Source organism: Clostridium paraputrificum AGR2156 (assembly GCF_000424025.1).
GTDB lineage: Bacteria > Bacillota > Clostridia > Clostridiales > Clostridiaceae > Clostridium > Clostridium paraputrificum.
Map to the genome: position 1 here is coordinate 382,315 of NZ_KE384122.1, position 13,702 is coordinate 396,016.

The window sequence follows — 13,702 nt, forward strand, 5'->3', positions numbered from 1 at the left end:
ATTAGAAGGGGGTGAATTTATGGAAGATTGTATTTTTTGTAAAATCATAAAGGGTGAAATACCAAGTAAAAAAGTATATGAAGATGAAAAGGTATATGCTTTTTATGATATAAGTCCAGAAGCACCTATACACTTTTTGGTAATACCTAAGGAGCATATAGAAAGTGCTAATGCCTTAAAAGAAGAAAATGCATCTGTGGTCGCACATATTTTCTTAGTAATTAATAAACTAGTTAGTGAGCTAGGTATTGCTGAAAAAGGCTACAGAATTGTAAATAATACAGGGAATGATGGAGGTCAAACTGTACATCATATGCATTTTCATGTTCTTGGAGGAAGAAGTTTAAATTGGCCTCCAGGCTAATAGTTAAATTTTTAAGAATTATTGACACAAGCAACCTTACTATTGTATAATATAGCATGTGTTATTAAGCCCGTAGCTGAGTTGAATTTAGAATTTTAGCTAGCGGAGGGAGGGATAATTAATGTCAGAAATCAAAGTTGGAGAAAACGAAACTCTTGAAAATGCGTTAAGAAGATTTAAGAGAAAATGTGCAAGAGCTGGAGTTCTTTCAGAAGTAAGAAAGAGAGAACACTACGAAAAGCCAAGCGTTAAGAAAAAGAAGAAATCAGAAGCTGCTAGAAAGAGAAAGTTCAAATAGAACGTTCTTTTTGAAAGAAGGTATGTGTATATGCCAACAGTAAAAGAAAGACTTCAAGAAGATTGGAAAACTGCTTTAAAGGCTAAAGATAAATTTAAAGCTAACGTTATAAGTACAGCAAAGTCTGCGATTTTATTAGTTGAAAAGACTGATGGAATAACAGCGGATGATGCGCTAGCTATAGAAATATTAGCTAAAGAAGTCAAGCAAAGAAGAGAAGCAATGCTTGAGTTTGAAAAGGGAAATAGACAGGATTTGGTTGATCAGTCAAAAGCTGAGATAGAAATTTTGTTAAATTACCTTCCTCAGCAGTTAAGTGAAGGGGAAATAAGGCAAATTATTGAAGAATCAGCTATTGAAGCGGGCGCTAGTAGCATTAAAGACATGGGAAAAGTTATGGCAATTGTTAGACCTAAGACATTAGGTAGAGCAGATGGCAAGCTTGTTAGTCAAATAGTAAAAGAATATTTAACTAATAAATAATAAGAAGAACTCTTCGAGTTCTTTTTATTGTTTTGTATGAGTCATTAAAATAGAGTTTAAGGCTAATATCAGCCTTAAACTCTATTTTTTTAATTTAATTACCTTGAGTACGAAGGAAATGGATATTTGTTTTTCTATGATTTGGAGCTTGCTATGGAACTAGAAAAATAAATATAAATTCCATTTTTTTATACTAACTATAAGGATTAACATATTCTAATTGTTCTTTTTTTTATATTTTAATCATAAATTACAATGATAGAAATATAAAAACGGGGGATTAGAGGTGGAGGAAAAATTAAATAAAGGTAGAGAAATCTTAGTAGATAAATTTGATTTGCCAGCAGAAATAGTAATGGATATTCCTAAGATAATTATTACAGGGAATAAAGAAATAACTATAGAAAATCATAAAGGGATATCTAGTTTTGAGAAAAATCTAATTAAAGTAAACTCTAAGGTTGGCAATATAAATATAGAGGGAAGTGATTTTGAAATTTTGTACATAGGGGGATCAACTATAAGTATAACTGGAAAATTTAAAACAATTATCTATGAGGATAAACAAAAATGATATTAGATAAATTAAAAGTTGGAAATATAATAGTTGAAATAAGTGCAAAATCACCTGAAAGAATACTTAACCTTCTATGGAACAGTGGGATAAAATCTAAGAACATTGTTAAGATTGATATAACTACAATTAGGTTAGAAATTGAATATAATGACTATAATGAAGTAGTAGGTGCTGTTAAAAGATGTGGCGGTAAAATTAAGATAATAAGTAAAAATGGTTGGGTGTTTCTAATATCTAGACTAAAGAGACAAATATCATTGGTGTTAGGTTTGTTGATATTTATAATAGGGATATTTTACTTGTCAACCTATATATGGTCTATAGATATACAAACAGGAAATAACTTGTCACCTTATCAGGTTAGAAAAGAATTAAAGAAAATTGGTATTGAGCCAGGCATAAAGAAAAGTAAGATTGATGTTTATAATATAGAAGATAAAGCTGCAGATATAAATAGCGATATATTATGGATAAGAGCAAGAGTGGAAGGATCTACATTGAAAATAGTCATTGAAGAGAAGGTTAATCCTCCAAAACCAATTAGTGATACATCTGGAGATTGTGTGGCTAAAGTCGGTGGAGAGATAAAAAGAGTTTTTGTATCTTCTGGTACTAGTAATGTAAGCCCAGGGGATTTTGTTAATGCGGGAGATGTTTTAATAAAGGGAATGCAAGGGAAAGAAGGAGAGGAATATGAAGTGCCTGCAAAGGGAATAGTTATAGCTAATACATTTTATGAGAAAGAAATGGAAGTGCAGGTGAGTGGTTCTAAGCTTGAGAAGACTGGTAAAAGAGGTAGGGATATTTATGTATCTTTCTTTGGCAGGAAAATTTACTTGAAAAAAGCTATAAATAACTTTAAGTATTATGATAAAATAGAAGATGAAAAAGGTTTTATTAAAACTACAACGTATTTTGAGAGAGCAGAGAAAGAAGTAAATTTAGATAAGGAAGAAGCAATTAAAACTGCAACTGAACAATTAACGAAATCATTTGAAAGAACTTTGAGTAATGATTACAAGATTGCTGATAAAGACGTGTATACAGAAGACATAGGTGAAGGTAAGTTACGTGTTAAGGTGACGTTTGTAGTTGAACAGGATATAGCCAGTGTATCATAATATAAGTGATGTACAAGTAAGAAGGTGATGAACATGAGTTTAAAAAGAAGGGAAACTAAAAAGGGCAATTATAAACCTAAGAGAATTTTATTATTTACCATAAGTTTTGTGGTAACTTATTTTTTATTGATAACAGCTATTGCTCCAACTAAGTATGAGTTACAGGAAGGAGATATAGCAAGAGAAGATATAGTAGCCCAAAGAGAAACAGTAGATGAACAAGCTTCGGAAGAAAAGTTAAAAGAAGCTTTATCTAAAGTAGATAAACAATATACATTAAAAGCAGAAGTGAAAATTGCTGCAGAGAATAATATAAATACATTGTTTGAAAAGTTAATAAGTTTAAGTGCTATGGAGTTAGATGAGAAGGAAAAGATAGTAGAACTAAGAAAAGTTGAGGGGATTACCTTAGATGAAAGTGCTTGTAAGTTCTTATTATCAATACCAAAAGACACATTGGTTAAATTAAAGTCTGAAGCTTTAGAAATAATAGATTCTGTATATGTAAAAAATATTGAAGATGAGGATAGTGAAAGCATATCTGATGCTAGAAGCTTAGCCAGTGAAAGAGTAAAGGCTCTTAACTTAAATTCGAATATAAGTAATGTATTAAATAATATTATAATAGAACAAATAAAACCAAATTTTTATTATGATAAAGAAAAAACAGAAGAAAAGATTAAAGAAGTTCAAAAAAATACAGAAAAGGTAGTAATAAAGAAGAACCAGATAATAGTGCAAAAAGGTGAGCCTGTTACGTCAAGACAAATAGAAATTTTGACTGAATTAGGGTTGATAGGAGATTCTGCTGGAGAAGGTGTAATACTTCTATATATTGTTCTAGCAATACTTTTAAGTTCTATTATGGGGATTGAATTCTTCTACATTTACAAAAACTATAGAAGTATTTATTTAGATTTTAAGAAGTTGGTCTTAATTAATTTAATAAATGTATTTTCCTTAATATTAGTTAGATGTGTAAGTTTTGCATCTCCTTTTATGATACCATTAGCGTTAGCTCCATTACTTATGACTATGCTTATTAATTACAAGATATCACTATTTGTTAACTCCATGAATGTTATCATAGTTGCTGCATTAACAGGGTTTAACTCTCAAGTGATAATAATTGCAATAGTAAATGCATTAGTAGGTGCTACTATACTAAGGAAGATGCAACAAAGAAACGATATACTTTATTCAACATTATATATTGCAGTTTTATCTGGAGTTATAACATTTGCAACAGGTGTTATTTTATCAAGCAATTTAAAAGATATATTTTTAAATAGTGCTTTTTCTATAATAGGAACTGTGTTTGCAGGGGTTTTAGCTACAGGTTTATTACCATTTTTAGAGTCTACATTTAATATAGTAACTACATTAAAATTGTTAGAATTAAGTAATCCTAACACCCCTCTTTTAAAGAAATTATTAATGGAAGCTCCAGGGACATACCATCATAGCATGCTAGTTGCTAATTTAGCAGAGCTTGCAGCAGAAGAGGTTAAGGCTAATCCGGTAATAGCAAGAATAGGAGCTTATTATCATGATGTTGGTAAAACTACTAGGCCATATTTCTTTAAGGAAAATCAAATTAGTAAAGAAAACCCTCATGATAAAATAACTGCTAATTTAAGTACTTTAATAATAATATCTCATGTTAAAGAGGGATTAGAATTAGCTAAGGAATACAATATACCAGAAGTAATACAAGATATAATAGCACAGCATCATGGTACAACCTTGGTTAAATATTTCTATTATACTGTAAAAAATAATTCTGAAAATCCTGATGAAGTTAGAGAAGAAGATTTTAGATATCCAGGCCCTATACCAAGTACTAAGGAAGCTGGGATAATAATGCTAGCAGATTCTGTTGAAGCTGCAGTGAGATCAATAAATGAGCCTACTAAGGGTAAAATAGAAGAAATGGTCAATAATATTATTAAAGATAAACTTCATTCTGGTCAACTTAATGATTGTGATTTGACATTAAAGGATTTAGAAACAATTAGAAAGTGTTTTTTAAAGACTTTAAATGGAATATATCATCAAAGGATAGAATATCCAACAGAAAAAGCAAAAGCTTAAAATAAAGGGGATGAGTTTTTAACTCACCCCTTTAAAAAATATGAAAAGGGAGAAAATAAATGATATATACAGATAACAGACAAGAAAAAATAGAGGTAACAGAGGAATTAGTAAAGGAATTAGAACATACAATAGAATTTGCTTTAAAGGAAGAAGAAGTTAATATACCATTTGAAATTTCATTATTATTTGTAGATAATGATGAAATTAGAGAAATAAACAATGAAACTAGAAATATAGATAAAGAAACAGATGTGCTATCTTTTCCTATGTTAGACTATCCAAAAGATAAGGCTTTTAAAGATGTATATAAGAATTATGAATTTGATGAAACTTATATGGATGGTGAAGAGCTGGTTTTAGGAGATATAGTATTATCTTTAGAAAAAGCCTTAGAACAGAGTAAAGAATATAATCATTCCTTTAAAAGGGAAGCTTCATATTTAGTAGTTCATTCAGTACTACATCTATTGGGGTATGATCATATGGAAGAGGATGAGAAAAAAGTTATGAGAAAAAGGGAAGAAGAAATATTAGGGCAATTAGATATTAGAAGATAGAATATAAGTGGGTGATGATGAAAAGTGAAGTTGAAAAAGATGGTAGATAGCTTCAATCATGCTATAAATGGTATTATTGATACAGTGAGAACTCAAAGAAATATGAAAATACATCTTGTAGCTGCTATAGGCGTTTTAATAGCTTGTTTTTGTTTTGATATATCTAAGATAGAATTTTTAATAATTGCAATAACTGTAGCTATAGTTATTGCTGCTGAACTAATCAATACCGCTATAGAAGCAGCTATTGATATGACTACTAATTATTATCATCCATTAGCAAAGATAGCTAAAAATGCAGCAGCAGGAGCAGTGCTAATAACTGCTATTAATGCTATAGTGGTGGGATATGTTGTTTTTTGGGATAAACTATCTGATATATCTTATGAGGTAATACACAAAGTTAAAAATAATGAGCCATATACTATATTGATAGTCTTAGTTATAGTGAGTTTTTCAACTATAATAGTAAAAGCTATATTTGGAGAAGGAACTCCTCTTAAGGGTGGAATGCCTAGTGGACATAGTGCACTATCCTTTTCTATAGCTACGGCAATAGCTTTAATTACTGAAGAACCAACTTGTATAATGTTAAGCTATTTAATGGCATTTATTACAGCGCAAAGTAGGGTGGATTCCGAGGTTCATACATTATCTGAAGTTATTGTAGGAGCTATATTTGGTATGCTTATAACCTTATTGATTTTTACCATATTCAAATTATAATTATAATGATATAATGAAAAATACACATAATATGAGTATATAAATATAAAATTATTGTGTATCTTGGAGGAAGTAAAGTGAATAAAGAGTTAATATTAAAAGCTATAGAAGCAAGAGAGAATGCATACTGTCCATATTCTAATTTTAAGGTGGGAGCAGCAGCTTTATTTGAAGATGGAAATATATATGTAGGATGCAATGTTGAAAATGCATCTTTTGGAGCAACTAACTGTGCTGAAAGAACAGCTATATTTAGTGGGGTTGCAAATGGAAATAGAAAGTTAAAAGAATTAGCATTAATAGGAGATGTTAAAGCATTTACATATCCTTGTGGAATCTGTAGGCAAGTAATATCTGAGTTTGCAGAAAGTGGAGATATGAAAATCTATATAATAAAAAATGAAAATGAAGTTTTAGAAACAACTTTAGATGAAGTTATGCCAGGTACTTTTACTAAGAAGGACTTGGAGAAATAGGAGGAAGAATGTTTAAATCAGGATTTGTAACTATTGTTGGGAGACCCAATGTTGGAAAGTCAACTTTAATGAATTATTTAATGGGGGAAAAGTTATCAATAGTTTCTAATAAACCACAAACAACAAGAAATAATATTCAAACTATATTAACAACTAAGGAGTATCAAATTGTATTCGTTGATACACCAGGAATACATAAGCCTAAGCATAAGTTAGGTGAGTATATGGTAAATTCAGCAAAAGATTCAATGAAGGATGTAGATTTAGTACTATTTTTAACTAATCCTGATGATGAAATAGGTAGAGGGGATAAGTTTATACTAGAGTCTCTAAAAAATAGTAAAGCACCTGTTTTTCTTGTGTTAAATAAGGTTGATGAATCTACTCAAGATAGAGTGGCTAAATCACTGATGGATTTATCAAATGAATTTAACTTTAAAGAGATAATACCTATATCAGCTCTTAAGGGAAAAAATGTTGATACATTATTAGAGCTTATGGTTAATGAATTGCCAGAAGGCCCTATGTATTATCCAGAGGATATGATAACAGATGTTCAAGAAAGATTCGTAGTATCTGAAATTGTAAGAGAAAAAGCTTTAAGATGTTTAAGAGATGAAGTTCCTCATGGGATAGCTGTAGATGTTATTCAAATGAAACAAAGTGAAAATGGTACTTATCATATAGAAGTGGACTTAATATGTGAAAAGGACTCTCACAAAGGGATAATAATAGGAAAAAACGGTCAGTCCTTAAAGAGAATTGGAGAGACGGCTAGATATGAGTTAGAAAGGTTCTTGCATACAAAGGTAAATATAAAAATATGGGTTAAAGTAAGAAAAGAATGGAGAGACAATCAAAACTTATTAAAGGAATTAGGATATAAAAAAGTAAAATAGATTATTAGGGGATGGTTATTCTGTCACTTGTTAAGTGTAATGGGGTAGTAATAAAGACCCTAGATTATAAAGAAAATGATAAACTAGTTTGGTTATATACTGATAACTATGGGAAGATTACAACGGTGGCTAGAGGTGCAAAAAAAAGTAAGAATAAACTTTTTTCTGTTACTCTACCTCTATGTTACTGTGAATATATGGTATTTAGGGGGAAAACACTGTATAATTTACAAGAGGGGAAAATAATCAATTCTTTTCAAGGTTTAATGAATAATCTAGATAAATTGACATATTCATCATATATATGTGAGCTAATAGATATTGCTATATTAGAAGGGGAAGTAAATCAACTTCTATTCAAAGAGTTTATAACTACTTTATATTTATTAAATACAGATGCTTTAGATTATGAGCTTCTAATAAGAGCTTTTGAATTAAAACTTTTAAAGGCAACTGGGTATGGATTAAATTTAGAAAGTTGTAGCGTATGTAAGAAGAAAATAGCAGTATCTAATTATATAAGTCTTTCCTATTTTGGAGGGGTTTGTGAAGAGTGTAATAAAGAGCATGGGGTGTACATATCTAAAGGAGCATATAATGCTCTTAAATATTTATCCAATGTTTCATCAGATAAAGTTTATAGACTAAATCTTACAGATGAAATAAAAAAGGAAATGGAAAAGGTGACCACTTTTATTATTTCTTCTAGTTATGCTAAGAAACCTAAAAGTTTAGAGATGTTAAATTATATTAAGGAGTGAGAATAGTATGGAAATTTCATTAGAAAAGGTTGATCAAGTAAAAGAGAGAACTGGAAGCACTTATAAAGAAGCAAAAGAAGCTCTGGAAATTTGTGGTGGTGATGTATTAGAAGCTATAATTTATATAGAAGGTAAAAATGGAAATTCAAATATGAAAAATCCAGAAGATAATACCTACAAAGAAAATAATAGTGAGACAATAGAAGACTTTAAGGTATGGCTAAAGGAAACTATAAAAAAGGGAAATGTTTCAAGGATTAAAGTGAAAAAGGATGAAACTATATTAGTTGATGTTCCTGTAAATGCAGGTATAGCAGCAACAGTTATAGCAGTAATAATTCCTCCAATTCTTGCTTTTGGGGTAATTGCAGCAGTAGCAACTAAGTTAACTATAGAAATTACTAAGGTTGATGGTTCTGTAGAGGTTGTAAATAAATATGTAGCAAAGGCTGCAAATGAAGTTAAAGATAAGGCCTCAGTATTTGCAGACCAAATCAAAAGTAAGATAAAAGAAGTTAAAGAAGAGGCTTCCGATAATGCTCATTATAAGGAAAATGTATATAAAGATGATGAAACTGTCTATAGTTATACAGTTAATTTTGATGATGAAAAAGAAGAGAAATAATTAGAAAAACATAGAAAATAAGATATGTTTAAAAAAAATAAGTGATAAATAAGGAATATTAGAACAATTTATGTGATTTTTCTGAAAATTAAGTATAGTCAAACTATAATTACGTGGTATAATTATACTGTAAATAAAAAGTCGGCATAAAAGACTCTATATATTCCTTTGAATCAGAAAGAGGGATTGTAATGAAGTTGTCAGATAGGCAAGAGGAAATAATCAAGCTTGTAAAAGAAGGACAGCCTATTACAAGTGAAGCTTTAGCTGAGAAGCTAGGAGTTACAAGAGCAGCATTAAGAGCAGATCTTGCAATTTTAACTATGATAGGAATATTAGACGCTAGACCAAAGGTTGGATATATTTATTCAGATAAGCCTAAGAGTAGTTTGGTATTAGATTATATAAGTAATATAAAAGCAGGTCAGATTATGTCAAAACCATCTACAGTTAATGAGTCTATGATGGTGTATGATGCAATCGTATACCTATTCTTAAATGATATAGGCACGGTATTTGTAGAAAATAATGGATACCTTGTAGGTGCAGTGTCGAGAAAAGACTTTTTAAAGATTGCAATTGGAGGTACTGATATACATAAGGTACCTGTAGGGGTAATTATGACAAGAATGCCTAATATTATATGTGGAGCATCAGAAGATAGCGCATATGATATGGCAAAAAAAATAATAGAACATGAAATAGACAGCATACCAATAGTTGAAAAGGTTAGAGTAGAGCAGGGTAAAGAACAATACAAAATTATAGGTAAAGTATCAAAAACTAATATTACCAGATTATTCGTTCAAATGGGTAAGGGCGAATAAATAAATAAGAAACTACCGGGACGCTTAAGGTTTCGTTAGTATATAGATAAATTGTATTGAACGGAGGAGTATTGAGATGGAGAAAAAGTACGTTTACCTTTTTAGTGAAGGAAATGCATCAATGAAGAACTTACTAGGGGGTAAGGGAGCTAATTTAGCAGAAATGACTACACTAGGAATTCCAGTTCCAACAGGATTTACTGTTACAACAGAGGCTTGTAACAAATATTATGAAGATGGAAAGACTATTTCATCAGAGGTAATGGAACAAATTTATGCAAGTATTAAGGAATTAGAGAAGGTAGCCGGAAAAGAATTCGGTAGCGAAGAAGACCCGCTATTAGTATCAGTTAGATCTGGTGCAAGAGTATCTATGCCAGGTATGATGGATACAATATTAAACTTAGGATTAAATGATTCAGCTGTAGAGGTTGTAGCTAATAAGACTAATAATCCAAGATTTGCTTATGATTCATACAGAAGATTTATTCAAATGTTCTCTGATGTTGTTATGGGTATTGAAAAGAGACTATTTGAAGATAAGTTAGACGCTATGAAGGAAGCAAGAGGGGTAAAATTAGATACAGATTTAAATGCAGATGATTTAAAGGAGTTAGTTGCTCAATTTAAAGAGTTATATAAGAAAGAAAAGGGAGAAGAGTTCCCACAAGATCCAAAGGTTCAATTAATTGAGTCAATTACTGCTGTATTTAGATCATGGGACAATCCAAGAGCTATAGTATATAGAAGATTAAATGATATACCTGGTGATTGGGGAACAGCAGTTAACGTTCAACAAATGGTATTTGGTAATAAGGGAGAAACTTCAGGAACAGGTGTTATATTCTCAAGAAACCCTGCTACTGGTGAAAATAAAATATATGGTGAGTACTTAATGAATGCACAAGGTGAAGACGTTGTTGCAGGAATTAGAACACCTCAACCAATATCTCAATTAGAAGAGCAAGATCCAGTGATTTATAAGCAATTAACAGATATAATTGCTACACTAGAAGCTCATTATAAAGATATGCAAGACATGGAAATAACTATTGAAGAAGGAAAGTTATATTTTTTACAAACTAGAAATGGTAAGAGAACAGCTCAAGCTGCTTTAAAGATAGCTGTTGATTTAGTTGAGGATGGTACTTTAACTAAGGAAGAAGCTATATTAAAGGTTGAGCCAAAACAATTAGATACATTACTTCACCCAGCATTTGATGTTGAAGAGTTGAAGAAGGCAAATGTAGTTGCTAAAGGACTTCCAGCTTCTCCAGGAGCAGCTTGTGGTAAGATAGCATTTACTGCAGACGAATCTAAGGAAAGAGCTGAAAAGGGAGAAAAGGTTGTTTTAGTTAGACTTGAAACTTCTCCAGAAGATATTGAAGGTATGATTGCTGCAGAAGGTATATTAACAGTAAGAGGTGGTATGACTTCTCATGCTGCAGTTGTTGCTAGAGGTATGGGAACTTGCTGTGTAGCAGGATGTGGAGAAATTAAAGTTGATGAAAAAGCTAAGACTGTTACAATAGAAGATAAGACTTACGGAGTAGATGATTATATTTCAATAGATGGTTCTACTGGTAATATCTATGCTGAAGCTGTTAAGACTGTTTCACCTGAAATAACTGGACATTTTGCTACATTTATGGGATGGGCAGATGAAATTAGAAAGTTAAAGGTTAGAACTAATGCAGATACTCCAAGAGATACTATACAAGCTGTTGAATTTGGAGCAGAAGGTATTGGATTATGTAGAACAGAGCATATGTTCTTCGCTGAAGATAGAATTATGGCTGTTAGAGAAATGATAGTTGCAAAGAACGAAGAACAAAGAAGAAAGGCATTAGATAAGATTCTTCCAATGCAAAGACAAGATTTCACAGAAATCTATGAAGCATTAGAAGGAATGCCAGCAACAATTAGATTCTTAGATCCACCACTACATGAATTCGTTCCTCACAGTGATGAAGAAATTGCTGAATTAGCAAAGGAAATGGGATTAACTTTTGAAGAGTTAAAGGCTACTGTTGAAGATTTACACGAATTCAACCCAATGATGGGGCATAGAGGATGTAGATTAGCAGTATCTTATCCTGAAATTGCTGAAATGCAAACAAGAGCTGTAATTGAAGCAGCTTTGGATGTTAAGGCAAAGAAAGGTTATGATATAGTTCCAGAAATAATGATTCCATTGGTTGGAGAAATTAAGGAATTAAAATATGTTAAGGATGTAGTTGTTAAGACTGCAGAAGCTGTTATGGAGGAAAGAGGAACTAAGATAGAATACCATGTTGGTACAATGATAGAAATTCCAAGAGCAGCTTTAACAGCTGATGAAATAGCTAAGGAAGCAGATTTCTTCTCATTTGGTACAAATGATTTAACTCAAATGACATTTGGATTCTCAAGAGATGATGCTGCTAAGTTCTTAGGTTCTTACTATGATAAGAAAATCTATGAACAAGATCCATTTGCTAAGTTAGACCAAACAGGTGTAGGTCAATTAGTTAAGATAGCTGCTGAAAAAGGTAGAGCAACAAGACCTGATATTAAGCTTGGAATTTGCGGAGAACATGGTGGAGATCCATCATCAGTAGAATTCTGCCATAATGTTGGATTAAACTATGTTTCATGTTCACCATTTAGGGTACCATTAGCTAGATTAGCTGCAGCTCAAGCACAAGTTAAAAATCCAAGATAATAAGTGTTAAAAATATAAGAGGATGATTTAATCATCCTCTTATTTATTTAGTGAATTATATTAATTTATCTGCATTCCAATCTGCTTCTTGCATTTTGTTTATAATAGACATGGTGAATTCAAGATGATGATCAATTTTAGAATTTGCTTTAAGTAATAATGTGAAAAATGAATTTTTATTACATTTCTTTATATTTTTATAATAATCTCTAGAAATTTTCCAGTACTTTTGTGGAAAACATATATATGAAACAATATACTTTAAATCAGATGGAGATAGGTGATTATTAGAATTATAAGCCTTTATAATAGAAGTTGCTAGCTCTAAATCCCATTTTGTATTATCTCTTTTTAAGAGTCTTCTTAAAAAGTATGATAAATCATGAGCACAATAATCATACTTGCATTTATCAAAATCAATAATCCAAGTAGAATCATCTTCTTCAAATATGATATTCTTATTAACATAATCACCATGACATAGTGATTTACTTAGTTCTTTTTCGTCTATTAAAGATGAAACTTCTAAGGAGAGTTTTGCAAGCTCTAAATTTTTATCAAACTTTTCTAAGAACTCCCTAGAAAATTTATCTTTACATTGAAAGGCTAAATTAGATGTTTGTAATAATTGTTCAAAATGTTTAGAGGTAGATACATAAATGTTATCAAATCCTACCCTGTTAGCACTTCCCTTGATTGGTATAAAGTTAAATGATGATTTGTGTATTTCAGCAAGTTTAACAGCTGAAGAAATAACATGATTCAAATTATCAAAGTCACATTTCACACCATTAATCCAAGGAGTTAGGATAAATAGCATATCATCATATTTTACATATCTTCCCTTATTAATTGTAGGTAAAAGATTAGGAACATTAATGTTATGCCTATGTAACCATTCTAAAGCTGAATATACATAAAGTAGCTCGTCTTCTGCAAAGTATACTTTCTTTAAGCAATAACTACCATGCTTTCCGTCTACTTTATAAACTGCTCTTTGCTTTTCTGTATCTTTAAACTTTACCATATTTACATCAGCATATTTAAGATCATAATATGGAAGTATATTTTGAGCTATATTATTATTTGAAAAAATAGATTCATCTAAGTTGGTTGCAAAATCACTCATTAAGACACTCCTTTAAAAATTACTCATTATTATCATATTAATTGGATTTTATAAATAT

At 30.7% G+C, this 13,702-nt stretch carries 15 protein-coding genes; 14 read left to right on the forward strand and 1 reads right to left on the reverse strand.

Features of this window, described 5'->3' with window-relative positions; all coding sequences use genetic code 11:
• Positions 1-19: 19 nt before the first annotated feature.
• The 14 genes from G594_RS0116640 (at position 20) to ppdK (ending at position 12,515) form a co-directional block, all read left to right on the forward strand.
• Entirely contained in the window at positions 20-364 is a 345-nt protein-coding gene (locus tag G594_RS0116640; protein ID WP_027099579.1) for a histidine triad nucleotide-binding protein, read from the forward strand.
• A 121-nt stretch (positions 365-485) separates the two neighbouring features.
• On the forward strand, positions 486-662 hold the full coding sequence (gene rpsU / locus G594_RS0116645; protein ID WP_027099580.1) for a 30S ribosomal protein S21: 177 nt from the start codon (positions 486-488) through the stop codon (positions 660-662).
• Positions 663-692: 30 nt separating this feature from the next.
• Complete coding sequence (locus tag G594_RS0116650) at positions 693-1,145, forward strand: GatB/YqeY domain-containing protein (protein ID WP_027099581.1); 453 nt, start codon at positions 693-695, stop codon at positions 1,143-1,145.
• Between the two features lie 286 nt (positions 1,146-1,431).
• Positions 1,432-1,719, forward strand: coding sequence for a sporulation protein YqfC (gene yqfC, locus G594_RS0116655; protein ID WP_027099582.1), 288 nt, complete (start codon positions 1,432-1,434; stop codon positions 1,717-1,719).
• The gene (yqfD, locus tag G594_RS0116660; RefSeq protein WP_027099583.1) at positions 1,716-2,843 is read left to right on the forward strand and encodes a sporulation protein YqfD; all 1,128 of its coding nucleotides are present in this window, start codon (positions 1,716-1,718) and stop codon (positions 2,841-2,843) included. The genes yqfC and yqfD overlap by 4 nt, the downstream gene beginning before the upstream one ends.
• A gap of 27 nt (positions 2,844-2,870) precedes the next feature.
• Complete coding sequence (locus G594_RS0116665) at positions 2,871-4,937, forward strand: HD family phosphohydrolase (RefSeq protein WP_027099584.1); 2,067 nt, start codon at positions 2,871-2,873, stop codon at positions 4,935-4,937.
• Positions 4,938-4,996: 59 nt separating this feature from the next.
• Complete coding sequence (gene ybeY, locus G594_RS0116670; protein ID WP_027099585.1) at positions 4,997-5,497, forward strand: rRNA maturation RNase YbeY; 501 nt, start codon at positions 4,997-4,999, stop codon at positions 5,495-5,497.
• A gap of 24 nt (positions 5,498-5,521) precedes the next feature.
• Positions 5,522-6,223, forward strand: a complete 702-nt coding sequence (locus G594_RS0116675; protein ID WP_027099586.1) for a diacylglycerol kinase — start codon at positions 5,522-5,524, stop codon at positions 6,221-6,223.
• Positions 6,224-6,300: 77 nt separating this feature from the next.
• The gene (locus tag G594_RS0116680) at positions 6,301-6,699 is read left to right on the forward strand and encodes a cytidine deaminase (RefSeq protein ID WP_027099587.1); all 399 of its coding nucleotides are present in this window, start codon (positions 6,301-6,303) and stop codon (positions 6,697-6,699) included.
• Between the two features lie 8 nt (positions 6,700-6,707).
• Positions 6,708-7,598: a GTPase Era gene (gene era, locus G594_RS0116685; protein WP_027099588.1), complete on the forward strand. Its 891-nt coding sequence runs from the start codon at positions 6,708-6,710 to the stop codon at positions 7,596-7,598.
• Positions 7,599-7,609: 11 nt separating this feature from the next.
• A complete protein-coding gene (gene recO, locus G594_RS0116690) occupies positions 7,610-8,359 on the forward strand; it encodes a DNA repair protein RecO (protein ID WP_027099589.1) in 750 nt (249 codons plus the stop codon).
• Between the two features lie 7 nt (positions 8,360-8,366).
• Complete coding sequence (locus G594_RS0116695; protein WP_027099590.1) at positions 8,367-8,984, forward strand: DUF4342 domain-containing protein; 618 nt, start codon at positions 8,367-8,369, stop codon at positions 8,982-8,984.
• A 191-nt stretch (positions 8,985-9,175) separates the two neighbouring features.
• Positions 9,176-9,811 (forward strand): transcriptional regulator CcpN, encoded by a 636-nt coding sequence (gene ccpN / locus G594_RS0116700; protein ID WP_027099591.1) that lies wholly within the window; start codon positions 9,176-9,178, stop codon positions 9,809-9,811.
• A 76-nt stretch (positions 9,812-9,887) separates the two neighbouring features.
• Positions 9,888-12,515 carry a pyruvate, phosphate dikinase gene (gene ppdK / locus G594_RS0116705; protein ID WP_027099592.1) on the forward strand — a complete coding sequence of 876 codons (2,628 nt, stop codon included), beginning with the start codon at positions 9,888-9,890 and terminating at the stop codon, positions 12,513-12,515.
• A gap of 55 nt (positions 12,516-12,570) precedes the next feature.
• Here ppdK and G594_RS0116710 read toward each other — a convergent pair whose 3' ends face one another.
• A complete protein-coding gene (locus G594_RS0116710) occupies positions 12,571-13,644 on the reverse strand; it encodes a CotS family spore coat protein (RefSeq protein ID WP_027099593.1) in 1,074 nt (357 codons plus the stop codon).
• Between the last annotated feature and the right edge of the window lie 58 nt (positions 13,645-13,702).